We start from the raw sequence: 23879 nt of genomic DNA on the forward strand, positions 1-23879 counted from the left end.
TTTCCCCGTTTGATCCTTTTTATTATAACGCGTATTGGGCGCGTGCGCGTTCAATTTTCGCAATATACGCCTGAGTCTCCTTCGGCAGCAATGACAGCTTCTCAAGCAGCTCTTCATCGCTGCTCACACCCAGCTTGTTCACCCGTCCCGGACCGGCGTTATATGCGGCCAGCGCCATCTTCTCTTCCCCGTCATATCGTTTCAGCTGATACGACAAATACCGGACGCCGCCATCGATATTCTGGGCCGGGTCGAACGGATCCGATACTCCCAGGCCGTCGGCCGTCCCGTCCATCAGCTGCATCAGCCCCTTGGCTCCCGCTGAAGAGACCACATTCGGATTAAACGAAGACTCCGTGTCGATTACTGCCTTGATGAGATCGACAGGCACGCCGTATTTGGCCCCGGCAGCCGCAATGAGCGCTTCATAATCGGTCGGAAGCGTCTGCGTTATTTCCCCGGAAATTTCACCTACAGCTTGCCCGCTGCCGCTCAGCTGCTGCCAGAGCAGGCCCTCAAGATAGGAGCTGTCCAGCGAAGCCAGCCGTGTTGTCCCGTCCGGACCGCTTCCCGACTGCAGAGCAGCCTCCTGCAGGAGCGCCGCAAACTCTGCGGATGAAGAGCCGGAAACCTGGCCTGCAGCCGTTCCGTTCTTGGTGTCGGTCGCAGCGGAGGCCGAGGACCTGAGATTGACCCATTTCAGTCCGGCCGAACCGGCAACAGAATTGATATTCATGCCGCTTGATCCCTCATTCCTTATGATAGTGCCATATATATTCAATCCGTCAGGTGCATTAGAAACTAAAATTCGGCTTTATTTTACAATTAAATTGCTGCAATTGCTATAAGCAAGCATGAAAAAACAGACTTCAGACCCGCAAGATTAGGTCTAAAAGCCTGTTTCGGACATCGGTAAGCCGGTTACTGCGCGAACGGAATTAACACAAAATAACTGAGCGTCGATACAAGACCGAGCCCCATGGCCCAGGCCCCTGCCGTCTTCTGCCCCTTGGCGAAGGCAAAATACCCGATCAAGGCTGCAATGGGACCGAGTATGATCGACCAGATAAACAAGGACACCAGTCCGAAGCCCAGCCCGATATATCCAAGCGACTTGCTGTCACTTTGTACAGCAGACTCATCCGTATCCACGGATTGACCGCTGCTGCGGTTTACTGCGGCGGGAAGCGGACTGATTTCGGCGGCGTACTCCTCCTGCTGTGACTTGTCACGGCGCGGATAGTCAACCCGGCGCGGACGCAGAACCACTTTTCGCCTTGGCTGGTTCAGCTTGTCTTCATCACTGTGCGAATCCATAGGCGCCTCCCTTATTCCTGAGGTCTGAACGTCAAACAGCAGGTGGCCGAGGAATTGCGGGCAATATCATGATGATTGTTGTTCGTCATTTCTTCGGCGTACTCTTCCTTGAAGGCACTGCCCGCATGCTTGTCGATTTCAATAATGATTTCGTCGGCCCGGCATACATTTTGTTCGCCCCAATAATGACAGTTGCTCACACTGCACTTGACGAATGGCTTATCCATTGACATTATCATCACCCCGGCCTTATTTTGTCCCTGGGCTTCACGGTCTATACGGGTGACGAACCTGCCGGACCGGGCGGCAAATTTTAGTCCAGACTCTATAGCGCACAGCACCATTTATTCCGGGACAAGGCAAAAAGGACCGCATCACCCTTCCGGATGACACGGCCCTTATCCATCATTATGTTGTATTGGAAACGAATGCTTACACCTGGTTCTGCATACGTTTCTCGGTCAAATAGTCATTCTCATAATAGCTGAGATCATCGCGAAGCTCTTCGTACACCTTGGTGATCTCGAGAATAATGTCGCGCGCCGGACGCACCGGCTTCTTGCGGAAACGGATAGCGTCCTGGCCGGTATAGGCGTAGCGTCCGTCTTCGGAATAGCTTTCATTTTTCGGATAGAAAAAGTTATTCACACCGTAGTGATATACATTATAAAGCGCTTTCTGCGCGAAGTCTTCGTCGAAATTGGCACGGCGCAGGGCTACTCCCAGCTTCTCATAGGACATTTCCGAGAATACCAGCAGGTGGCGGAGATCGGACAGAAATCCCTGGTAGAAATGCACCGTCTCTTCATCGTTCCCCTCCGCAAGCTGCGGCAGCGCGTGATGGTTTAGAAAGGTTTCCATTTTATCGATTGCGGATTTAAGCTTTTCTCTCGTCGTTTCACACAATTTCTGCACATTGGCTGCTGACATGGCGGTTGCTCCCCCTTATTAATCCTGGCTGTTGTAGTCGCTTGCGACAAGCATTCCCTGCACATCCGCTTCAATGAACGTACAGGCTACCCTGGCGGTTTACTTTTTGATCTTAACATAAATCATAGGACGACGGTATCCTTTTCTGCGATGCATAAAACCGGCCTGCTTTCCCCAACCTACAACATATTACCTTGCCATAGAGGAGCGGAAAATATGTCACGAAAAAATTTGCGCATCGCAGCTTTACTGACTGCCGCATTTACAGTTCTGCTGGTGGTGTTCGCCCTGCGCAGCGATGATGCCGGAACGCCGAAACAGGCTGAAGCAGCGGATCAGTCTGCGGAAAAAAGCATTAAAAAAACGTCGCTGACCCGGGATGTCGACGCTACGGACCGGCTTAACCGCCACGACGCCGCCCGGCATTTGACCTTGATGCTCACCGAGATCCGTAGGGCTTCGCCCGCCGCTGTTTCAGCATATGCGAAGCGCCTGCAGCAGGGACACGGTCATATTGCCATGCTGATGTGGATTGATTTTCACTCCCGTAAATCAGAGACCTTTGGGTCGGCCCCCCCGAAGGGCACCAGCCAGGAGAAGAAGCAGCTTCAGGACTATCTGGCTGCGGCCAAAAAAGCGCTCAAAAGCCATCAGTCCTACGAGTCTCCCTCCTTCATGGTCGGCGGCGGCAAATACTACTTCATCGGCCAGCGCGATCCGAAAGGCAACATCGGCGTCATCGCCCTGATGAACCAGCAGATTCTCGACCGTGTGGCCGACCACCAGCTCAAGAACCTCAGGCTCATCCCTTACCCCAAGGAAGGGAAATACCGGGTGGAGTCGGTCCACGCCGATACACTCAAGGATATCACAGTGCGCACCGGACACGACAACGAGAACGCCAGCCATTTCTACGAGAATGAAATTGTCGTCCGGTTTCCGGACGGTGCCATTACTGCGGGACAACTCCGGACCATCCAGGCAGAAATTCAAGGCAAGGAGCCGCTTAAGCTGGGCTATGCCTATATATTCCGCTCGGAAACCATGGACTACGGCAAGCTTAAGGCTTATTTTGTGAAAAAATGGAGCCCGCAGTATGTGGAGCCCCACTATATGTATTTAACCAATGATACCGTTTTCGAAAATGGAAAAACCGATGTAATCACACCCAATGATCTCCTGTTCTCCACCTACCAGTGGAATCTGCCGGCGATTGAGACGGAAGCGGGATGGAATCTGACCAAAGGCAGCCAGGAGGTCTCTGTTGCAGTGGTCGATACCGGTGTTCAGGCGAGCCACCCGGACCTGCAGGGCCAACTGCTTACTGGCTACAACGCCATTGCCGGTGGCGGATCAACTCCCGATGACGATGTCGGGCACGGCACCCATGTCGCCGGCATTATCGGAGCGTTGACCAATAATTCCGAGGGCGTGGCCGGCATTAGCTGGTACAACAAAATCCTTCCCGTCAAGGCGCTGGACAACTCAGGCGCCGGGACAACCTATTCTGTAGCGGAAGGCATCATCTGGGCCGCGGATCAGGGAGCCAAGGTCATTAATCTAAGCCTGGGGAATTATGCCGAATCGCAATTTCTGCATGATGCCATCAAATATGCCTATGACCGCGATGTCGTCATCGTCGCCGCCTCCGGCAACGACAATACTGAGCGGCCGGGGTATCCTGCGGCTTATGATGAAGTGCTGGCCGTCGCAGCTACGGGCCAGAACGGGGAACGGGCTTCATTCTCGAATTATGGCGATTATATCGATGTAGCCGCTCCGGGCGAGAGCATAGCCAGCACCTATCCCGACAACCAGTATGCGGCCCTGTCCGGTACTTCCATGGCCAGTCCCCATGTCGCTGCACTTGCCGGGCTTGTACGTTCGCTGAATCCGGAGCTGACGAACAAGGAAGTGATGGAGCTGATGACGTCCAATGCCGTCGATCTCGGTGATCCCGGCCATGACAAATATTTCGGCTGGGGCCAGGTCGATATCTACCGGACGCTGCAGGCTGCGGCCGGAGGAGGTGTTCCGCTCCAGCTCTTTCCGCAGCATGTCGGCAATCAGCTCAAGTCGCTGCGCAGTGAGCTGGAGAACAACCGCTAGCATTGGAGAGACCGGAGATAACTGTCGAGCAGCTCCATGAACCGCCGGAGCCCCTGCAGCATCTCCGCCTCCTCCATCTGCGAGTAGCACAGCCGGATATGGCGGGATTCCTGATCTCCGGCATGGCAGACCTCACCGGGAAGAAACGAAATGCTTTCCGCTTCGGCTAACGTATGCAGCTTGCCGATGTTTGCGCAAGGGGGAAGCTTCAGCCATAAATTGAGTCCGCCTTCGGGCAGACTCCAGCTTACACCGGGCGGCGCATACTGCTTCAGCAGCTGTGCCGCCTGTTCCATGCGCCCACGGAGGGCCGTGCGCAGCCCCGCTGCATAGACGTCGTACTTGCGGGCAATAAACGGCAGCACCGCGCGCTGCGTCAGCAGCGGACTTCCGAGATCGCTGGCTGACTTGGCTGCGATCAGACGGGAGAGAATGTCGCCGCTTCCGGCGACGCAGGCGATCCGGCAGCCGGGGGCGATCACTTTGCTGAAGCTTTTGATGTACACCACATGTCCGTCACGGTCCAGTGATTTAATAGGCGGCGGCGGGGAATGACGGAAGTACAGGTCACTGAACGGGTCATCCTCCACAATCAGGCAGCCGTAGCTCCGGGCCAGCTCCAGGAGCCGCTGTCTTCTTGCCATGCTCAGCGTCACCCCGCTCGGGTTCTGAAACGTAGGAATCGTGTAGATAAGCTTCGGCTTTCTCCTGTCACATAGTCTGGTCAGCACATCCAGCCTCATCCCCTCACGATCAGTCGGAACCGGGATGATCTCCGCTCCCCGGCCGGCAAACACATCAATCGCCCCCGTATAGCTCGGCGCTTCCATATACACCGTGTCTCCCGGGCCTACAAATGTGCGTGCCACCAGATCAATTCCCTGCTGGGTACCACTTGTGATCATCAGCTCCGTGGAAGGCAGCGTGATTCCGCGAGCCTGCAAATGGGTCCGCATAACCTCTCTCAGCTCCTGATCGCCCTGAAAGTTGCCGTAGGTTCCCATCAGCTCCGGCTGCTCCGTCACCAGCCTGGACATCGTCCGGCCGATCTCTGCCAGGGGCAGCAGCTCATGATGAATCGCCGCCAGGTGAAACGGATATTTCACCTTGAGTGAATCAAAGTTCCGCCACAGCTGGGCGCGCGGCAAATAATCGTCATAGCCGGCCTGCCAGGAGGCCGAGCCGTCCGGCTGCCCCTTGGCGCTCTCGGCGACGAAGCAGCCCCGCCCCTGGCTGCAGACAATATGCCCCCGCTTCTCCAGTTCGGCGTAGGCTTTGCTCACCGTCATCTGGCTGACCGCCAGCGATGCAGCCAGCGTACGCACAGATGGCAGCCGGCTGCCGGGTGCCAGCAAGCCCGAGGTAATCCGCTGGGCCAGTGTATCACTGATTTGCTGCGGCAAAGCTACGGCTGTGCCGCGCAATATATCGATATGCAATTCCCCCGCCTCCCAACTGTTATATTTACCGCTTTACTGTTATACAGCTATGCCGTTATGATACAACAAAATTCATATGCGGGGGTCAATTTTATGCAATTCCATTTTTCGGCGACTGCGGGGTCCTTGGGATCGTCGGCCGTACGCGACATTCTCAAAATTACGCAGGGCAAAGAGATTATTTCGCTTGCCGGAGGCTTGCCCGGTGAAGAATTATTTCCGGTGGAGGCCGTGCGTGAAGCTTACGGGCAGGCGCTCTCCGGCAGCACGGCCGCCCTCCAGTATGGGCTGACCGAAGGCTATCTTCCCTTGCGCGAAGCAGTGGCTGCCAGGCTGAGCAGCCAGGGAATTGCCGCCGCTGCCGATAACATGCTGCTGACCACCGGCTCCCAGCAGGCGATTGACCTGCTCTGTAAAATCCTGCTCGACCCGGGCGACGCTGTACTGGTGGAAGCCCCCACTTACCTTGCTGCCCTGCAGGTGCTCGGTTCTTACCGGGCGGCCATCCACACTGTTGCCAGTGATGAGGACGGGATGCTTCCGGAGCACCTGGAGGAGCAGCTGCGCACACACCGTCCGAAGCTGCTCTATGCCGTACCGACCTTCAATAATCCCTCAGGCGCGACCTGGAGCCGTGAACGCCGCGAACAAACGGTGGCGCTGTGCCGCAAGTACGGCGTACTGATCCTCGAAGACAACCCCTATGGGGAGATTGCTTTCGATGAAACTCCGGGCGCTTATCCGCCTGCGCTGGCTGCCATTGAGCGTGAGAATGACGGCGATTCCTGTGTCGTTTACACCGGAACCTTCTCCAAGATTGTCGCTCCGGCGCTGCGTACCGGCTGGGCCATCGGGCCGCAGGAGGTTATCCGTGTCATGGCAAAAGCGAAGCAGGCCGCGGATCTGCACTCCAGCGCCATCGACCAGCGCGCGCTGCATGAATTGCTGCTGTCCTTTGATCTGGATGGACATATCCGCCGGATTTCCCGCGAATATTACTCGCGGATGAAGCTCTTATCCGGCGAGTTGAGCGCACGCGGCTGGAACGATTACCGCGAGCCGCGCGGCGGCATGTTCCTGTGGCTGAAGCTGCCCGCCGGCATCCAGACTGCGCAGCTGCTGCCGCTGGCGGTGGAGCAGGGCGTGGCCTTTGTGCCGGGTGAAGTATTCTATGCCGCCAGGCCGCTGACCAGCGCCATGCGCCTGAACTTCACCCACACACCGCCCGCACAGATTCCGCTGGCCGTGCAGCGGCTGGAGCAAGCCCTCGCTCTGTATGAGCAGCTTGCTCACGGGAGCCTGCCCCTCTCTTAGGAGTGGCAGGGAATTCCTCCTTGGCACCGGTGCTGGGCGGTACCGGACACCAGACGACAAAAAGGCGGCCTTCCGAGGAAGACCGCCAGTTCATTATGCATCCATTAAGTTGTCAGTTTGGAAAGTTTGCCGTAAGCCGGGTTCTGTGCTCGTCGTGGTTCAAGCGGGAACTACCCTCCCACCTTAAGCGACAATCATCTATCTAGGCCGTACATTGCTGCACAGCTCCAGCGACCAACCTAGATACGCCCCAGGCGAGGGCTGTTCTTCCCGTAAAGGAAGCACTGTATCTCATTAGGTCTTGCTCCAGATGGGGTTTACCAGGAACGAAGTCACCAACGCTCCTCGGGGTCTCTTACACCTCGGTTCCATCCTTGCCTGTGCTGCTTGCGCAGCCATCGGCGGTCCATTTCTGTGGCACTATCCTTCGGCTCGCGCCGACTGGACGTTATCCAGCATCCTGCCTTATGGAGCCCGGACTTTCCTCCCGTGGCTTGCGCCACCGGCGATTGTCTGTCAAACTTCCCGAACAACATTAAATATTATACAGACTTGCCGCATCGGGCACAAGAGTAAATCGGTGGAAATTGCAAACAATTTGCGCACCCGTACAACAAGCCTTATATGCGCCAGTCTCTTAACCATGTCATTTTTCAAGCTCTACAGAAACCGGAAAGGCTCCGTCTCCAGCTCCGAAGCATGTACGGCCGTGGCATACTTATGCTCCGCCAGTTTCTCGGCAATCCACTCCGCCACCTTCTCCTTCATGATCTTTTCCGCGTTATGTCCCGGATCGATCAGCGTAATACCGGCGAGGTGGGCATCGATTGCCGTATGGTAATCAATATCCCCCGTCACCAGCACATCCGCCCCCTTGAAGATGGCACTGTTATAATACTTGGCGCCGGAGCCGCCCATAACGGCCGCCTTGCGGATCGACCGGTTCAAATCACCGACTACACGCACATGTTCAACCTTCAGTCCCTGCTTCACAGTTTCCACGAATTCGCCCAGGGTCGTCGGCTCCTTCAGCTTGCCAACCCGGCCAAGGCCCAGCGCCCGGCCCTTCAGATCCATAGAGTACAGATCGTAGGCCACTTCCTCGTAGGGATGGGCTTTGAGCATCGCCTGGACGACTTTATTCCGGATCGACTTCGGAACGATGGTCTCAATGCGCACTTCCTCGGCACGCTCCATTTTGCCGCTCTCGCCGATAAACGGATCAGCGCCTTCACGCGGAATAAATGTGCCGTACCCTTCGATATTAAAGCTGCAGTGGCTGTAATTTCCGATCCAGCCCGCTCCTGCATTCAGAATCGCATCCAGCACCTTCTGATGATGATCCTTCGGCACGAAGACCACCAGCTTGGACAGCTGGTCGGTATGAATATCCTGGATCGGCGCGCCGTTCTCGATTCCCAGCGCTTCGGCCATCCAGTCGTTCATGCCGCCTTCGGCCACATCCAGATTGGTATGGCTGATATAGACGGCAATATCGTTCTTGATCAGCTTCTCATACAGTCTGCCTGCCGGTGTATCTGTCCGGATACCCTTGATAGCCTTGAAAATAATCGCATGATGGGCAATGATCAAATTACAATCCTTGCGTATCGCTTCATCCACAACAGCCTCATTGACATCCAGCGCAACCAGCACTCCGGTAATTTCCTTCTGCAGAGCCCCTAATTGGAGGCCAATATTATCCCATTCCTCCGCCAGATGCTTAGGGGCCAGCTGATCCATATAGCCGATTACAGTTTGTCCTTTGGCAAACATTCCAGCACCTCCGTGATCGTCCGGATTTGCTCCGAAATTTGATTACGTTTCGCTTCTGCCGAAGCCAGCTCCGAGCGCGACAACGACTTCAGAATGCCCTCCAGCTTGGCGATTTCTCCTTGCCACTTGTCCATAAAAGCTTGATTCGGCGCACGCAGCAGCCATGGCCCCATCTCCAGCAGCATCGCCTTGGATAACATCAAAGCCCCGCCGCCCACGGCCAGATCACTGTATAACTGTTCGTTGGTCAATCCCGCTTCTGTATCCTCACGGACTGCGGTCAATATTTCGTAAATCTTGCCGTCTTCCTCCAGAATCTGCTCGCTTGTCAGCACCCAGCCGCTCTTGACGAGCCAGCGGCGCAGGATGTCCTCGCCGACATTCGGCTGCAAGGCCAGCGTCTTCACCCCATCCAGCAGTCCCAGGCTCTGCCCCCGCTCAAGAATCGCGGCGATCAGAGCACCGCCCATGCCGGCGATTGTGATGCAGTCCGCTTCACCGGGAGCCAGCACTTCCAGCCCGTCCCCGCGCCGTACAGCAATCCTGGCGGACAGTCCGGCCTCAGCCACACCCTTGCGGGCCGCTTCATACGGTCCGGGGTTCACTTCACCCGCAACCGCGGCGACAGCCCGTCCGGTTTCAATGGCCGCAATCGGCAGCAGCGCGTGATCCGAACCGATGTCGGCCAGCCGGCTGCCCGGCGGAACCTGCTCCAGCACAAGCCGCAGCCGTTCAGATAGTTTTACGTTATTCATGTTGCCACCCACGCAATCCATTTTTTTCGGAAGATAAACAGCAGGGCGAGCCCCGCCGCAACCTTCATAATCAGTACAAGGGAAACCCAGCCCGGGAAGCCCTGCCTCAACCAAAGCGCATCGATTTCAGGCATAATCCACAGACATACGCCTACGCCAAAATAAACGCCCGCAACACCGCTGACACGATGATACAATAGCCAGCTTAACCAAATCATCAGTACGCTAAGCGGCACCCAGAGCAGTTCCAGCTCGACCAGTTGGGCATCCGGCCTTCTTTGGATGAAGAAACCGGCGTAGAGCAGTCCCCAGAAGGCATATCCGCAAAATTGCAGCAGACCGATGCGGAGCATAAAACCGAGCACACACCACAGCAGGCCGCAGGTTGCGATAAGCAGCGGTCGCCAGAAATCAGGGTCCAGATTATGTAGAGAGATCATCCACAGACCAAAACCAAGCGTGAGCACACTTCCGGCACCTGCGAGGAGCAGGCTGATGACCTGATTGCGGTCACGGTACACGGCAGAATAACCGTAGCATACAACGAGCACACACAATGCGGTGGCAAGTTGCAAAGGCCAGGGAAAAACGCTAAAATAAAGACTAATCAAGAAAATCAAGGAAATTATTCCAAAACCAAACAACCAGATTTTGATGCTTCCCTGTTGCAGATTTTGCAGTGAGACCGGATTGCTGTCCTTGATCTTATTCTCATCATTGTACAGGTTGATCAAGAAGTCGCAGTACTGCTCCGACAGCAGCTTGCTTCTGCGCCAATACTGGATTTCCCGCAAAATCGTCTCACGTTTCTCTGTGTTCAAAATGCTCTCCCTCATTTCGGACCTGAAACTTAAGCAGTGCTTTAACAATAAGAGCCTCCTGCCACCATGCGGCAGAAGGCCCGGTACTTCAGCTATTCGAGGAAATCCTTAAGCCGTTTGCTGCGGCTCGGATGGCGCAGCTTGCGCAGCGCTTTAGCTTCGATCTGGCGGATCCGCTCACGGGTAACGCCGAATACTTTGCCCACTTCCTCCAGCGTTCTTGTCCGTCCGTCGTCCAGACCAAACCGCAGGCGAAGCACGTTCTCCTCGCGTTCCGTCAAGGTATCCAGCACATCCTCCAGCTGTTCCTTCAGCAGCTCATACGCTGCAGCGTCAGCGGGCGCCAGCGCCTCCTGATCCTCAATGAAATCACCCAGATGCGAATCGTCCTCTTCACCGATCGGCGTCTCCAGCGACACCGGCTCCTGGGCAATTTTCATGATCTCTCTGACCTTCTCTACCGTAAGGTCCATCTCAGCGGCAATTTCTTCCGGCGTAGGTTCACGCCCCAGCTCCTGCAGCAGCTGCCGGGAGACGCGGATCAGCTTGTTGATCGTTTCCACCATATGCACCGGGATACGGATGGTCCGTGCCTGGTCGGCAATTGCCCGTGTGATGGCCTGACGAATCCACCAGGTGGCATAGGTACTGAATTTGAAGCCCTTGTTATGGTCAAACTTCTCCACCGCTTTGATCAGACCCATATTGCCCTCCTGAATCAAATCCAGGAACAGCATTCCACGGCCTACATAACGCTTCGCGATACTGACAACGAGACGCAGGTTCGCTTCGGCCAGACGGCGCTTCGCTTCCTCATCGCCATTCTTGATTCTCATCGCCAGCTCAACTTCATCGTCGGCCGACAGCAGCGGCACACGGCCGATTTCCTTCAAGTACATCCGGACGGGATCGTTGATCTTGATGCCTGGAGGCAGCGAGAGATCATCGTCGAAATTGAAGTCGTCGCCGCTCTCGCTTTCGCTGTCATCGGTCGGCCGAAGCGGGCTTTCCTCGTCATTCTCGTTCACTACCTCGATGCCCAGATCACTGAGCTGCTCATAGAATTCCTCCATTTGCTCGGGGTCTTGATCAAATGGCGATAATTTCTCCATGATATCTTTGTAGTTCAGTGACGATCTTTTCTTGCCGTGCTCAATAAGCTGATCCTTTACCTGATCAAGAGTAAATTCCGCTTCCAGTTCAGTATGCTGATCGTTCGCCATAATTCGACTCCCTCCTCCCTAGATACATCCTGTCGATTTCTTATTGTCTCTCTAGGGTTATAATCTCACTTGCTATTTGTGCCGCACGCATAAAATCTCCGGATTTCTCTGCCTGTATCATTTCTTCGCGTTTCTGCTCCAGCTTGCGCTGCAGGGGATATTTCTGCACTTCGCGGATGTAGTCATCCAATACCTGCGTGTTCCATTCTGGAGGGGTGTCCATCATGGAAATCGCCGTTGCGGTCTTTTCCAGACGGTCATCCTGTAACGATGAGAGAAACCGGCTGATGCCGGGCGGTTTGCCTTGCGCGTAATAGGCATATAGATAAGCGGCTATTGCCGCATGATCATCGATGTTGAAAGCTTCGCCCAGATGTTCACCCACATAGGCTGCAGCCTCCGGGTCCTGGATCATCAGAGACAGCATGCGCCGCTCCGCGACCTGATAGGCGGGCAGCAGGACCGGTGCTTGCACTTGCCCTTTTTTATGCCTACCATTATTCCACCTATTATCGTTATTATCCCCTTCGGGAATGTTTTTTTGCATCGATGCCCGAAGTAAATTGCAATCCTGCTTCAAGCTATCATATGACAGCTCCAGCTCGGAGGATATTTCGCGGAGATACACTTCCCGCTCCGTGGAGGATTGCAGCGTGGCAATAATCTGCAGCGCCTCCTTGACATAGGCGATTTTGCCGTCTTCCTCTAGGAGTATATGGTTTTTTTTCAGATATATAAGCTTAAATTTTATGGATGAAACCGCCGATTCGATCACCTGATGCATGAACCGCTCTCCGCCGTAGCGGGAGATAAATTCATCGGGGTCGAGTCCGCTCGGCAGCACGGCCACCTTGGCCCGCAGTCCGCTGTCTTCCAGCATGGGGATCGCCTTTATCGCTGCGGCTTGTCCCGCCTTGTCGCCGTCGTAGGCCAGCACGATTTCATCTGCAAGACTCTTCATCAGCCCCACATGCCCTTCCGTTAGCGAAGTGCCCATGGTGGCCACACCGTTATGCACGCCTGCTTCCCAAGCCGAAATCACATCTCCGTATCCTTCGAACAGGACGATTTGCCGCGTTTTGCGGATGGATGCTTTGGACTGGTGCAGATTGTACAGAATACGGCTTTTGTTGAACAGCCTGCTTTCCGGGGAATTCAAATATTTCGGTTGTCCTTCCCCAAGGATTCTTCCGGCAAAAGCGACCACCTTCCCCATACGGTTCGCAATCGGGAAGATAACCCGCCCGCGGAAGCGGTCGATATACCCTTTACCCTCGCCTCTTGGGGACAGCAGTCCGCCCTTCTCCATTTCGGCGAGATCATAATTCCGTTTCTCCAAAAACTGCAGCAGCGTATCCCAGCGGTCCGGCGCATAGCCGATCTGGAACTGGTCAATCATTTTGTCGCTGAAATTCCGGGATCTCAAATAATTCATGGCGGCTGTGCCGTATTCCGTATTCTTCAGCAGAAAATGATAGAACTTCGCCGACAATTCATACGCCTGAATCAGTCGGTCCCGCTCGGGATCAGGCGCCTGCAGAGCGCCTCCATGGCCCTCGGGAATGGGAATGTCGCTTTCTTCCGCCATGATTCTGACAGCCTCGGGGAAGGATAACCCTTCGATTTCCATCCTGAATTTGATGGCATTTCCGCCCATGCCGCAGCCAAAGCAATGAAAGACACCCCGGTCCGGAGTCACGGTGAAGGAAGGGGATTTCTCCGAATGGAACGGGCAGAGGCCCCATAAATATTTCCCCTGCTTGGTTAAATGGACGACCTTGCTGACGGTGTCGACGATATCATGCCGCGCCAGCACGTTCTCGATAACCTCTTCCGGGATTGTACCGTGTCCACCTGCCACTTTTAACCACCTTCATCTCTTAACAAATAAATATAATTCGCTATTCCTGCACATTCTCCTGCAAAAGTGTTAAAAGTTTTGTCAGTTTATGTTGAAAAAAATTTTTCTCCTCTGCGGTGAAGGCTTTGGGACCTTTGCCGTAAACGCCGCGACGCCGCTGGACCGCCTTGGCATGCCGGCCCTCCAGCATGAAATCCATTCGGGTATCGTCGTATTCCTGACCGCGAAATGACATTACCCGGCAGCGTTTGCCGAGCGCCAGCGCCGCCAGCCCGTAATCCTGGGTCAGCACCACATCGCCGGGAGAAATATGATTGGCGATGTACAGATCGGCCATCTGATCCCCGCGGTCCACCTGTACGACCGTAACCCCGTCCTCCTCCCGCAGCACATGGTCATAAGACGAGACCATGACCACCGGAATACCGAAGATGCGGGCAGCTTGGGCAATTTCCTGCTTCACCGGACAGGCGTCGCCGTCGACGACAATCCTTCTTTCTCCGGCCTTATCCATACCATCACCAGTTCCCGTGTAATATATATACGCAATTGACGGACAGAAATCCTTCTTTCGAAAAAGCATAAATACGGAACGAATGTCAACTAACGCATTGGCACCGTTCCGTATATTTATACCCCAAACCTTCAATCTATACCATAAGTCGCTGGACTTTCAAAATCAAAGCCTGAAATGAAGCAGGATTCCTGAAGGATCTACTGCTTTGCGCAAAAGCTTACCAGACCAGCTTGCCGAAGTCGGCATAGCTGCGGGAGTCGGCGTTAACTGCGGCCAAGAGTGCGAGGCGGTTATTGCGGACCCCTTCATCTTCAGCCATAACCATAACGGAATCAAAGAATCCGGTAATGGCTTCCTGGAGCCCGGAAAGAACAGCCAACGCCTTCGCGGCATCCTTCGCCTCAATTGCAGCTTGGTATGCTGCATGAGCCGACTGCCAGGACTCATACAGATTCACCTCTGCCGCTTCCTGCAGCAGCGCCGGTTCCAAGGTGGCGTCTGCCGGGGCTTTGGCGGCAAGATTGGCCACGCGGGTCAGAGAATCGACGGCGATTTTGAAATCGGCCTGTTCGGTTACGGCTTGCGTCAGGGCACGGCTGCGGGCAACCACGGCGACGATGTCATCAAAGCCAGCGGCGGTTACCGCATCGACGACATCGTAACGGGCACCTTCGTCGGACAAGAGACGCTTCACGCGCAGACCGAAGAACTCGTACAGACTTATACGTAATTCGGTGCCCAAATGTTTCTCCGGACGCAAATTTTCATGAACTTCCACAGCAATTGTAAAAATTTCCTGCAACGAAAGCGGCAATTGATGCTCCAGCAGCATTTGCACAATACCCGCCGCTTGACGGCGCAGGGCGTACGGGTCTTGCGAGCCCGTAGGAATAATGCCGATGGAGAAGCAGCCTACGATGGTATCAATCTTGTCGGCCAGGCTGACTACAAGGCCCGCCTGTGTGGACGGTACGGCATCTCCGGCAAAACGCGGCTGATAATGTTCAAAAATGCCTTTGGCAACATTTTCGGCTTCACCCGCTTTACGGGCATAATCCTCGCCCATCGTACCTTGCAGCTCAGGGAATTCATAGACCATTTGTGTAACCAAGTCGAATTTGCAAATATCGGCCGTGCGGCTGACCTCTGCGGCAGCATCCGCCGGCAGCGAGAGCTTCGCGGCAATATTGTCGGCAATGGCACGGATACGGCGCACCTTATCGCCGACACTGCCCAATTCCTCGTGGTACACGATGGTCTCAAGCTTCGCCAGCGCGTCGCTGATTTGCAGCTTCTGGTCTTCTTCATAGAAGAACTTGGCGTCCGAAAGACGGGCACGCAGAACCTTTTCGTTCCCCTTGGCGATTACGTCAAGAGATTCGGCGTTGCCGTTGCGTACGGTGACAAAGTATGGGAGCAGCTTGCCTGCGTCGTCCAGCACCGGGAAATACCGCTGATGCTCACGCATCGAGGTGATCAGCACCTCCTGCGGAATGTTCAGGAACGAGGGATCGAAGGTGCCGAACAGCACGGTCGGCGTTTCTACCAGGAACAGTACCTCTTCCAGCAGATCTTCCTTGATGGCAATGGTCCAGCTCTTCTCTTCCGCCAGCCGGTTGATCTGGCTGAGGATCAGCGCCTCGCGTTCCTGTACATCTACCAGCACATGCTGGGCACGAAGCGCCTCCACATACTGCGCCGGTTCGGAAATAACGGCTTCGGTACCCAGGAAACGGTGACCGCGGCTGAGGTTGCCTGACTTCACGCCGGTAATCTCCAGTTCGATTACGGCTTCGCCAAACAGGGCCACGAGCCAGCGGATCGGGCGGACAAATTTGAATTCGTAGGCGCCCCAGCGCATGTTCTTCGGAAATGTCATCGCGCTGACAATCCCGCTTAGACCTTCGGACAACAGGGAAGCAGTGTCTACGCCATTGCTGTTCTTGGTCGCATAAATATATTCCACACCGGCCAGTTCTTTAAAGGTAAAATCATCGGGCGATACGCCCTGGCTGCGGGCGAAGCCAAGCGCCGCTTTGCTCCACGCACCGTTCTCGTCCAGAGCGATTTTGCGGGATGGTCCCTTCACTTCCTCGCTCACATCGGTCTGACGCTCGGCGGCAGCCTTCACCAGCACCGCAAGGCGGCGCGGCGTGGCATACGCCTGAACTCCGCTGTGCGTAATCCGTGAGGACTCCAGCCATTTCTCAGTCTTGTCCTGCAGCTGCTCCATCGCTGCCCGGAGAAACCGCGCAGGCACTTCTTCCAGACCAATCTCAAACAAAATATCCTTAGACAAGGTCAGCACCTTCTTTCTTCAGGAGCGGGAAGCCCAGCTTCTCGCGTTCCTCCAGGTATGTCGCCGCCACGGTACGGGCTAAGTTACGTACTCTTGTAAGGAAACCGGTACGTTCCGTTACACTGATTGCGCCGCGCGCATCCAGCAAATTGAAGGTGTGCGAGCATTTCAGCACATAATCGTAAGCCGGGAACACCAGATGCTTCTCCATCGCCCGCTTCGCTTCCTCTTCGTAGGTGTTAAAGAGGCTGAACAGCATTTTGACATCGGATACCTCAAAGGTGTACGTGGAATGCTCAACCTCCGGCTGATGGAACACGTCGCCGTAAGTTACGCCGTCCACCCACTCCAGATCAAACACATTCTCCTTCTCCTGAATGTAGGAGGCGAGACGCTCCATGCCGTAGGTGATTTCCACAGCGACCGGATTCGTCTCAATACCGCCCACCTGCTGGAAGTACGTAAACTGGGTGATTTCCATACCGTCCAGCCACACTTCCCAGCCAAGTCCGGCACAGCCGAGCGACGGGTTCTCCCAGTTGTCCTCAACGAACCGGATATCATGCAGCAGCGGGTCCACACCCAGCGCCTTCAGACTCTCCAGGTACATTTCCTGAATGTTGTCCGGGGACGGCTTGATGATGACCTGGAACTGGTGATGCTGATACAGCCGGTTCGGGTTCTCCCCGTAACGTCCGTCGGACGGACGGCGGGAAGGCTCAACATAAGCTACCTTCCACGGCTCAGGTCCCAGCGACCGCAGAAAGGTCATGGGATTCATCGTGCCCGCCCCTTTCTCCGTATCATACGGCTGGACGAGAATACAGTTCTCTTTGGACCAGAACTGCTGCAGCGTTAAGATCATCTGCTGAAAATTCATTGCTACCGCTCCTTCGCTTCTAATGTGAACTGCCGGTTATTGTTATAACCCGTTGCTTCTGCGATGGAGGCGGTGCTTCTATTCCCGCGCGGTCACCGGAAACTGACAATCCGGTCCTGCACAGGCAAAAAAGCTCCCGCCCCCATGCCTGAAATTCAGACATAGGGACGAGAGCTGTTACTTACTCCCGCGGTTCCACCCTACTTGATTACGCCAAAAGCGAAATCCACTTTTCATTCCGCCGCTTCCGCACTCCCGGGCGCCATTTCATGAACATCGTCCCGCCGGGCTTCCACCGTCCCCGGCTCTCTATAGTTGACCATGATTCATTACTTTCCCGATCACTGCACGTCTTCTTCCTGAAGCAAGAGCGGCCTTAAAAAAGAAACTGCTCCTATAGTAACGGAAAAAACGAATTTCGTCAAATATTGTATTTATCGAGCTGGTCCAGAAAGCTTCTTGACTTCAGCCGCAGCCCCAGCTGCATGTCCACAAAAGAACGCATGATTTTCTTCAGCTCCGCCTGAGTTTCCTCTTTCACACTGACATTGCCGAGTCGGGTCAGGTCCACCGCAGCGAACAAGCGCAGCAGCTTCAGCGCGCGCGGTGAGACCTCAAGCGCCGGCGGATCATTGTGCGAGCAGGCGCGGCACAGCACCCCGCCAAGGCGGGGGCTGATCCGCAGCTGCTCGTCGGGCCGCTCCTGGCCGCAGGCAATACAGGTATCCAGCTGCGGGCCGTAGCCGGCGGCCTGCAGTATTTTCATCTCAAAAACATTAATGATAACTCCAGGCTCCTTACCATCCTCAAGGGCATTCAGGCAGGCAGACAATTGGCGGTACCAGAAGCTGCCCGTCTCTTCATCATGCAGGACACGGTCAAGCAGCTCGCAGGCATAAGAGGCATAGGCTGCCAGATACAAATCCCCGCGCAGGGCATGATGAGACTGTGTAATTTCTCCGGCATTCAGCGTTCCCAGTCCGCCGTTGTTACGGAAGAACACAAATTCTCCCACCGTAAACGGCTGGATGAGTGCCGCATGCCGGCTGCGGACTTTTTTGGCACCGCGCACGAGCACGCCTACTTTGCCCGCATTTTCGGTGCAAAGCGTAATGATCGCGTTCCCCTCGCCGTAGTCCATGTTGCGGAGGACAATCCCTTCCACCCTGTGTAACATGCCTCGTCTCCCAACCACTCGGCAAGCAACCAGTCCCTACTGCGCTTCTTCATCAAGATCCGACTCTTCTTCCGTCAGCAGCATTCCGCTGTCTTCCAGCGGTGCCCTGGATTCTTTGTACAGCAGATAAGCATCGACATCTCCAGTCATTGCAAAATACTTCCACGAAAAATCTCGCATTCGTATTCATCCTTTCTTTAGGAAACACGATGTCTCTTCAAAGATAGGATGTGCGCTGAGCCGGGAACTATCCGTGCAATTCCTGCCAGAAACGGCCGAAGAAGGGTTTACAGGTCTTTGTGGAAGCCGAGGTCACGCAGTACGCGGTCCTGATTGCGCCAGTCTTTTTTCACTTTCACCCAAAGTTCCAGAAAAATCTTCGAGCCGAGCAAATTCTCGATATCGGTCCGCGCCCGTCTGCCGACTTCCTTGAGCATAGCGCCCTGCTTGCCGATAATAATCCCCTTCTGGGAATCGCGCTCGACAAAAATCACTGCGGAGATGTGCACGACTCCATTCTCGGCCACCCGCATATCTTCGATGGTCACAGCAATGGAATGCGGAATTTCTTCGCGTGTCATATGCAGAATCTTCTCGCGGATCAGCTCCGCGCAGACGAACTGCTCCGGATGGTCCGTCACCTGGTCGTCCGGATAATACTGCGGGCCTTCCGGCAGATATTTACCGATTTGCTCCAGCAGGGTGTTCACATTGTTGCCCATCTTAGCGGAAATTGGTACGATTTCGGCGAACTCATGCAGCTTGCGGTACTGCTCAATCAGCGGCAGCAGCGCCTCCGGTGCGAGCTTGTCGATCTTGTTAAGCACCAGGAATACCGGCGTCTTCACCTGCTTCAGCTGCTCGGCGATAAAGCGGTCGCCGCCGCCCAGCCCTTCGGAAGCATCGACGAGAAACAGAACAGCCTCGACTTCACCAAGAGTGCCAATAGCCGTTTGATTCATGTAATCGCCCAGCTTGGACTGTCTTTTATGGATACCCGGCGTGTCCAGGAACACGATCTGCGAGTTATTCGCCGTGTACACCCCGTGGATTTTGTTGCGCGTCGTCTGCGGCTTGTCCGACATAATGGCGATCTTCTGGCCGATCACCTGGTTCATCAGCGTCGATTTGCCTACATTTGGTCTGCCGATAATGGCGACAAACCCGGATTTGAATTTCATACAATCTTCCCTTCTTTTTCAAAACATTAAAAACTATTTCAAAAGCTTTTTCGATCCCCCTAAATCCCCCTTAGCCAAGGGGGACCCCAAGGGCCCCGGCCCTCTGGACACCCGGAATTGGGCGGCAGAGCAGCGGTCGAGGATTGTTCGCGGTATTGGAGCATTGAGCGCTTGTCGTTCCCTCCGGGAACCCGCTTTGCAGCGGCGCGGGAGGAGTTACTGGGCAGCGATGCTGTTCTGTGGGGCATCCTTTCAATCCATACCTCTTCAATCCATACCTTTCGATCCCCCTAAATCCCCCTTAGCCAAGGGGGACCCCAAGGGCCCCGGCCCTCTGGACACCCGGAATTGGGCGGCAGAGCAGCGGCGGAGGATTGTTGGCGGTATTGGAGCATCGAGCGCTTTTCGTTCCCTCCGGGAACCCGCTTTACAGCGGCGCGGGAGGAGTTAGTCGGCAGCGATGCTGTTCTGTGGGGCTAGTGGCAACGGCCGCTTCGCGGCGTTGCAGGCGCATCGTCAGTGTACGATGCGCTTTAGCTCTGGTGCTTACCAGTGAGCTGACACCAACTGCGTGCACCTTACGGGAACTAGTGACCAAACACCAGCATTTTACGGACACCAGTGACCAGACACTAACTGCGCGCGTCTTACGGACACTAGAGCCCTTATTTTAGCTTATAGGGCTAAATTGCAGAGTTAACGGACTCAAGCGACCTTAATCACGCCGAAAGTCGGCGTTCCAGTCTCTTTTTGCCGAAATAGCGGATTCTCGGTCCGTTACGGCGAAATTAGGAGGCGTTTACTGAGAATAACGTCTCCTGTGTCCGTTACCTTGTATTTCTCCGAGCAATACGTCTGTTTTCAGCGTGAACAACCAGGAAACCACTTCTTGTGCCGTGACCCCGGCGGTGAAATCCATTCAGTTACTTTCAAGCGCTATCCAGTTAGTATCTGCTGCTCCTCTTCTACTTACACGCTGCACTTGTCCACATTGGATCGCTGAACCTTATAGCAGCATTAGTGTATGCACAAAGCAATGAATTTACTGTAACAAGCACACGCAAAGATACCAATAGGGCGGAGCGTATACACGGTCCGCCTGATGCCAAGCCGAAAGTTGTAAGCTGATTATGACATAAGTCCCTGGATCCAGTCCATCACCGGGCCATAAAAAACATAAATCCCCACGATAACGGCAAAGACCGCCATCAGCAGTACTGCTCCGGCGGCGGTGTCTTTAGCTTTCTTGGCCAGAGGATGAAGCTCCGGCGATACGAGGTCAATCGTGGCCTCAATCGCCGTATTCAGCAGCTCCGTGCTCAGTACGAGCGTAACGGCCAGCAGCAGCAGCATCCACTTGGAAGCCGGCAGCCTGAATACGGCGGCGGCGGCGAGTACGATCAGGGTCAGGCCGCAGTGTACCTTCATATTCAGCTCGGATTTAAAAGCCGCCACAATCCCTTGCACCGCATAGCGGAATGAATGCCAGAACTTCTTATGTCCCGCCGCCGTGTTCTTGACCATCAGCGCGTCAACCCGACCTGAGCCAGTACCGCTTCCTGCTTGGACATCATTTCGGCTTCCGCCGCCTCATCCTGGTGGTCATAGCCGAGCAGATGCAGGAAGCCGTGCACGAACAGAAACCCTAATTCCCGCTCCAGCGAATGGCCGTAATCAAGCGCCTGCTCCCGGGCACGCTCCACCGAGATGATGATATCGCCGAGGACATTCGGCAGTTCTCCTTCGTCCTCGCCCTCTTCCAGCTCATACACAATCTCCGGCTCGTCTTCCCCGGTCTCATTCAGCGCAAAGGAGAGCACATCCGTCGGACGGTCAATCCCCCGATACTCGCGGTTAAGCTCGTGAATGCGGTCATTATCGACGAAGGTCAGCGCGACCTCCCCGTTGTCCAGTCCTTCGGCTTCGGCCGCTTGCTGCAGAATTCTATCCAGCAGTGCGATCAGCTCATCGCTAATCGTATATTGCTCTTGTTCGTTGTCCCAAACCAGGTCCAGACTCATGGGTTTACGGCTCCTTCCTCTTTCTTCTGCTTTTTCACTTCTTCGGGATATTCAATCCGCGAATGGAAGATTCCCATTACCGTTTCCTTCAGCGTCCGCGCAATGGTGTCCAGTTCCTTGATCGTCAGATCGCAATCATCGAACTGGTGGTCATCCAGACGGCTTTTAATAATTTTCTCGATCATGGTCTCGACCTGAACCACGGTTGGCTGGCGCAGGGAACGGACCGCCGCCTCCACGCTGTCGGCAATGCCGACGACCGCCGCTTCCTTGGACTGCGCCTTCGGTCCGGGATAACGGAAATCCTCTTCGGTGAAATCCGGCTCAGTGCCCTTCTCCTCAGCCAACTTCAAGGCTTTATGATAAAAATAATGCAGGAACGTCGTACCGTGGTGCTGCTCGGCAATATCGCGGATCGGCTTCGGAAGCTTGTACTCCTTAAGCATTTCCACCCCGTCGCGGGCATGGGCGACAATAATCGACTTACTGAGCTTCGGTTCGATGGAATCATGCGGATTCTCCATATTGTTCTGATTCTCTATGAAATAGAACGGACGCTTCGTCTTTCCGATATCATGATAATACGAGCCTACACGGCAGAGCAGACCGTCTGCGCCAATCGCTTCCGCAGCCGCTTCAGACAGGTTGCCGACCATTACACTGTGATGATACGTGCCCGGGGTCTCGGTCAAGAGCTTACGCAGCAAAGGATGATTCGGGTTCGACAGCTCCACAAGCTTCAGCGCGGACAGAATACCGAACGTCGCCTCGAAGAACGGCATCAGGCCGATCACGAGCACAGCCGTCAGCAATCCTCCGGCAAATGCAAAGCCGATCGCATACAGCGTCTGGGTCTCATTCCATACCCCGCCGCCCAGTAGCGTCAGCATGAATACGGTGACAGAACCGAACAGCGAAACCATAATCCCGCCCTTCAGCAGCGTGGAACGCTGGCCCGCACGGTGGGTGGCGAAGATGGCAACCAGCGATACCACCAGTGCAAAAAAGCCGAAGGTGAAGTCAAATACCGTATTCTGATGCACATTTAATATAATACTGGAAAGAATACTGAACAATACCGAACAGAAGAAGGCCAGCGACGTATCCAGAAGCATCGCAATCAGCATTGCGCCTAATGCGACCGGAGCCAGGAAGCCTACATAATACCGTGTATCCGTCTGCAGAAAAGCGGCCAGCCGCATCGTCACGATGGTAATCAGAATGACCAGCACCAGCATCAGCAATTGGGAATTGTTATACTTAAAGCCGGCCGTGCCTCCAGTGTAGCGGATAAACATCAGCAGTCCGGATGCAAGGAGCGCCGAGAGCAGCAGAAGTGCAAGCTGCGGCCAGTAATTGATCTCACTGCTGAGCAGATCATTCTCATCGAGCAGCTCATACAGCTCGGGCGTAATCAGATCGCCCTTGGCAACAAGGGTATCCCCCTGCTCAATATACACATCCGGCGTGTTCTCGCGTGCCTGCACCTTGGCTTCTTTGGTCGCTTCCTCATCGTAAAATTTATTGGGCGTAATCACCAGTCGTACCAGCTCCTGCACCACTTCTCGCGCAGTGCGCTGGCTAAGCGAGCTGGTGCTGACCTGCTCTGCCACCTTGGCGCGCGCCGCCTGAGCGTCCGTAATCTGGTCGTTCATCAGCTTGGTGACGATGTCCCGGGCAACCGGCTTCATCTCAATGATATCCTGGGCGGTCAGCCGCGGAATTTTGATATAAGTCTCCTCCGGAATAACGTAAGCCTGCTCCTCAATGACTCTTTGCATTTCAGTGAGCAGCGTATCGGAATAAGTGCCTGAGTTGCGGCTGGAATTAATAAAGCTGACAATATAATCATTGGCCCGCTGCGGAATGACCTCTTTGTAAATATCCACTTTCTCGGTTTGCGAGATCAGATCATCCTGATTGAGTCCGTCGATCCGGTCTAGCAGCGCATTAATCACGGTATCCGCGCGCAGCGGAATGATCGTATAGCGGTTACTGACAGCTTCAGCAGCAGTCTCCTGCGCCTTCAGCGTCGCTTTGGTGTCAAGGATCTGTTTGGGTGCGGGAATCTCTTTGGCACTGTAAGTATTCTCTTTAATATCATAGCGTTTGGGCAGCAAATCCGGGGCGAGACTGACATACAGAAACACCCCCAGCAGCAGGAAAAGAGCATAGCGCGTCGCCGCGCTATACTTCCAGCCGTTATTACTGTATACAAATCCGCTTAATTTCGAAGGTTGTTTTGAAGCCATGGGACAA

The 23879-nt window shown here is 54.8% G+C and carries 21 protein-coding genes and 1 other RNA gene; 2 read left to right on the top strand and 20 right to left on the bottom strand.

The window, feature by feature from the left end; genetic code table 11:
- Positions 1 to 22: 22 nt before the first annotated feature.
- From F1379_RS03410 to F1379_RS03425, 4 genes are all read right to left on the bottom strand, one after another.
- Positions 23 to 736 carry a lytic transglycosylase domain-containing protein gene (locus F1379_RS03410; RefSeq protein ID WP_150266327.1) on the bottom strand — a complete coding sequence of 238 codons (714 nt, stop codon included), beginning with the start codon at positions 734 to 736 and terminating at the stop codon, positions 23 to 25.
- Between the two features lie 185 nt (positions 737 to 921).
- Complete coding sequence (locus F1379_RS03415) at positions 922 to 1317, bottom strand: hypothetical protein (RefSeq protein ID WP_150266329.1); 396 nt, start codon at positions 1315 to 1317, stop codon at positions 922 to 924.
- Positions 1318 to 1328: 11 nt separating this feature from the next.
- The gene (locus F1379_RS03420) at positions 1329 to 1550 is read right to left on the bottom strand and encodes a DUF1540 domain-containing protein (RefSeq protein ID WP_203457023.1); all 222 of its coding nucleotides are present in this window, start codon (positions 1548 to 1550) and stop codon (positions 1329 to 1331) included.
- Between the two features lie 199 nt (positions 1551 to 1749).
- The gene (locus F1379_RS03425) at positions 1750 to 2247 is read right to left on the bottom strand and encodes a YpuI family protein (RefSeq protein ID WP_150266332.1); all 498 of its coding nucleotides are present in this window, start codon (positions 2245 to 2247) and stop codon (positions 1750 to 1752) included.
- Positions 2248 to 2463: 216 nt separating this feature from the next.
- Here F1379_RS03425 and F1379_RS03430 point away from each other — a divergent pair, with 216 nt between their 5' ends.
- Positions 2464 to 4356: a S8 family peptidase gene (locus F1379_RS03430; protein WP_150266334.1), complete on the top strand. Its 1893-nt coding sequence runs from the start codon at positions 2464 to 2466 to the stop codon at positions 4354 to 4356.
- Here the strand turns inward: F1379_RS03430 and pdxR are convergent.
- Positions 4353 to 5795: a MocR-like pyridoxine biosynthesis transcription factor PdxR gene (pdxR, locus tag F1379_RS03435; protein ID WP_150266336.1), complete on the bottom strand. Its 1443-nt coding sequence runs from the start codon at positions 5793 to 5795 to the stop codon at positions 4353 to 4355. The genes F1379_RS03430 and pdxR overlap by 4 nt on opposite strands.
- 93 nt (positions 5796 to 5888) lie before the next feature.
- On the opposite strand from pdxR, the gene F1379_RS03440 reads away from it, so the two are divergent.
- Positions 5889 to 7109, top strand: a complete 1221-nt coding sequence (locus F1379_RS03440) for an aminotransferase-like domain-containing protein (RefSeq protein ID WP_150266338.1) — start codon at positions 5889 to 5891, stop codon at positions 7107 to 7109.
- Between the two features lie 117 nt (positions 7110 to 7226).
- Here the strand turns inward: F1379_RS03440 and rnpB are convergent.
- The 15 genes from rnpB to F1379_RS03515 all read right to left on the bottom strand — a co-directional run bounded on the left by rnpB (position 7227) and on the right by F1379_RS03515 (position 23872).
- Positions 7227 to 7634, bottom strand: an RNA gene (rnpB, locus tag F1379_RS03445) — RNase P RNA component class A.
- Between the two features lie 135 nt (positions 7635 to 7769).
- The gene (locus F1379_RS03450) at positions 7770 to 8885 is read right to left on the bottom strand and encodes a Nif3-like dinuclear metal center hexameric protein (RefSeq protein ID WP_150266340.1); all 1116 of its coding nucleotides are present in this window, start codon (positions 8883 to 8885) and stop codon (positions 7770 to 7772) included.
- Entirely contained in the window at positions 8861 to 9640 is a 780-nt protein-coding gene (locus F1379_RS03455) for a tRNA (adenine(22)-N(1))-methyltransferase (RefSeq protein ID WP_150266343.1), read from the bottom strand. Before F1379_RS03455 ends, F1379_RS03450 begins: the two co-directional genes overlap by 25 nt.
- Complete coding sequence (locus F1379_RS03460) at positions 9637 to 10461, bottom strand: hypothetical protein (protein ID WP_150266345.1); 825 nt, start codon at positions 10459 to 10461, stop codon at positions 9637 to 9639. Before F1379_RS03460 ends, F1379_RS03455 begins: the two co-directional genes overlap by 4 nt.
- Before the next feature lie 92 nt (positions 10462 to 10553).
- Positions 10554 to 11684, bottom strand: coding sequence for an RNA polymerase sigma factor RpoD (gene rpoD, locus F1379_RS03465; protein WP_150266347.1), 1131 nt, complete (start codon positions 11682 to 11684; stop codon positions 10554 to 10556).
- 40 nt (positions 11685 to 11724) lie between these two features.
- The gene (gene dnaG, locus F1379_RS03470; RefSeq protein ID WP_150266349.1) at positions 11725 to 13545 is read right to left on the bottom strand and encodes a DNA primase; all 1821 of its coding nucleotides are present in this window, start codon (positions 13543 to 13545) and stop codon (positions 11725 to 11727) included.
- 40 nt (positions 13546 to 13585) lie between these two features.
- Complete coding sequence (locus F1379_RS03475; RefSeq protein ID WP_150266351.1) at positions 13586 to 14059, bottom strand: YaiI/YqxD family protein; 474 nt, start codon at positions 14057 to 14059, stop codon at positions 13586 to 13588.
- 220 nt (positions 14060 to 14279) lie between these two features.
- Positions 14280 to 16361, bottom strand: a complete 2082-nt coding sequence (gene glyS / locus F1379_RS03480; RefSeq protein ID WP_150266354.1) for a glycine--tRNA ligase subunit beta — start codon at positions 16359 to 16361, stop codon at positions 14280 to 14282.
- Positions 16354 to 17241: a glycine--tRNA ligase subunit alpha gene (gene glyQ, locus F1379_RS03485; RefSeq protein ID WP_150266356.1), complete on the bottom strand. Its 888-nt coding sequence runs from the start codon at positions 17239 to 17241 to the stop codon at positions 16354 to 16356. Before glyQ ends, glyS begins: the two co-directional genes overlap by 8 nt.
- A gap of 421 nt (positions 17242 to 17662) precedes the next feature.
- Positions 17663 to 18418 carry a DNA repair protein RecO gene (recO, locus tag F1379_RS03490; protein ID WP_150266359.1) on the bottom strand — a complete coding sequence of 252 codons (756 nt, stop codon included), beginning with the start codon at positions 18416 to 18418 and terminating at the stop codon, positions 17663 to 17665.
- A gap of 36 nt (positions 18419 to 18454) precedes the next feature.
- On the bottom strand, positions 18455 to 18598 hold the full coding sequence (locus F1379_RS03495; protein ID WP_150266361.1) for a YqzL family protein: 144 nt from the start codon (positions 18596 to 18598) through the stop codon (positions 18455 to 18457).
- A gap of 107 nt (positions 18599 to 18705) precedes the next feature.
- Positions 18706 to 19599: a GTPase Era gene (gene era / locus F1379_RS03500; protein WP_150266363.1), complete on the bottom strand. Its 894-nt coding sequence runs from the start codon at positions 19597 to 19599 to the stop codon at positions 18706 to 18708.
- Positions 19600 to 20727: 1128 nt separating this feature from the next.
- Positions 20728 to 21123 (bottom strand): diacylglycerol kinase family protein, encoded by a 396-nt coding sequence (locus tag F1379_RS03505; RefSeq protein ID WP_150266365.1) that lies wholly within the window; start codon positions 21121 to 21123, stop codon positions 20728 to 20730.
- Positions 21123 to 21620 carry an rRNA maturation RNase YbeY gene (ybeY, locus tag F1379_RS03510; RefSeq protein ID WP_150266367.1) on the bottom strand — a complete coding sequence of 166 codons (498 nt, stop codon included), beginning with the start codon at positions 21618 to 21620 and terminating at the stop codon, positions 21123 to 21125. The genes F1379_RS03505 and ybeY overlap by 1 nt, the downstream gene beginning before the upstream one ends.
- Positions 21617 to 23872 (bottom strand): HD family phosphohydrolase, encoded by a 2256-nt coding sequence (locus F1379_RS03515; protein WP_150266370.1) that lies wholly within the window; start codon positions 23870 to 23872, stop codon positions 21617 to 21619. The genes ybeY and F1379_RS03515 overlap by 4 nt, the downstream gene beginning before the upstream one ends.
- Positions 23873 to 23879 lie beyond the last annotated feature (7 nt).

The organism is Paenibacillus tepidiphilus (assembly GCF_008635795.1).
Taxonomy (GTDB): domain Bacteria; phylum Bacillota; class Bacilli; order Paenibacillales; family Paenibacillaceae; genus Paenibacillus_AQ; species Paenibacillus_AQ tepidiphilus.

Coding starts and splice junctions, on each gene's coding strand:
- F1379_RS03410 (WP_150266327.1), bottom strand. CDS start 736: ATGAATATCAATTCTGTTGCCGGTTCGGCCGGACTGAAATGGGTCAAT.
- F1379_RS03415 (WP_150266329.1), bottom strand. CDS start 1,317: ATGGATTCGCACAGTGATGAAGACAAGCTGAACCAGCCAAGGCGAAAA.
- F1379_RS03420 (WP_203457023.1), bottom strand. CDS start 1,550: ATGTCAATGGATAAGCCATTCGTCAAGTGCAGTGTGAGCAACTGTCAT.
- F1379_RS03425 (WP_150266332.1), bottom strand. CDS start 2,247: ATGTCAGCAGCCAATGTGCAGAAATTGTGTGAAACGACGAGAGAAAAG.
- F1379_RS03430 (WP_150266334.1), top strand. CDS start 2,464: ATGTCACGAAAAAATTTGCGCATCGCAGCTTTACTGACTGCCGCATTT.
- F1379_RS03440 (WP_150266338.1), top strand. CDS start 5,889: ATGCAATTCCATTTTTCGGCGACTGCGGGGTCCTTGGGATCGTCGGCC.
- F1379_RS03450 (WP_150266340.1), bottom strand. CDS start 8,885: ATGTTTGCCAAAGGACAAACTGTAATCGGCTATATGGATCAGCTGGCC.
- F1379_RS03455 (WP_150266343.1), bottom strand. CDS start 9,640: ATGAATAACGTAAAACTATCTGAACGGCTGCGGCTTGTGCTGGAGCAG.
- rpoD (WP_150266347.1), bottom strand. CDS start 11,684: ATGGCGAACGATCAGCATACTGAACTGGAAGCGGAATTTACTCTTGAT.
- F1379_RS03475 (WP_150266351.1), bottom strand. CDS start 14,059: ATGGATAAGGCCGGAGAAAGAAGGATTGTCGTCGACGGCGACGCCTGT.
- glyQ (WP_150266356.1), bottom strand. CDS start 17,241: ATGAATTTTCAGCAGATGATCTTAACGCTGCAGCAGTTCTGGTCCAAA.
- recO (WP_150266359.1), bottom strand. CDS start 18,418: ATGTTACACAGGGTGGAAGGGATTGTCCTCCGCAACATGGACTACGGC.
- F1379_RS03495 (WP_150266361.1), bottom strand. CDS start 18,598: ATGCGAGATTTTTCGTGGAAGTATTTTGCAATGACTGGAGATGTCGAT.
- era (WP_150266363.1), bottom strand. CDS start 19,599: ATGAAATTCAAATCCGGGTTTGTCGCCATTATCGGCAGACCAAATGTA.
- F1379_RS03505 (WP_150266365.1), bottom strand. CDS start 21,123: ATGGTCAAGAACACGGCGGCGGGACATAAGAAGTTCTGGCATTCATTC.
- ybeY (WP_150266367.1), bottom strand. CDS start 21,620: ATGAGTCTGGACCTGGTTTGGGACAACGAACAAGAGCAATATACGATT.
- F1379_RS03515 (WP_150266370.1), bottom strand. CDS start 23,872: ATGGCTTCAAAACAACCTTCGAAATTAAGCGGATTTGTATACAGTAAT.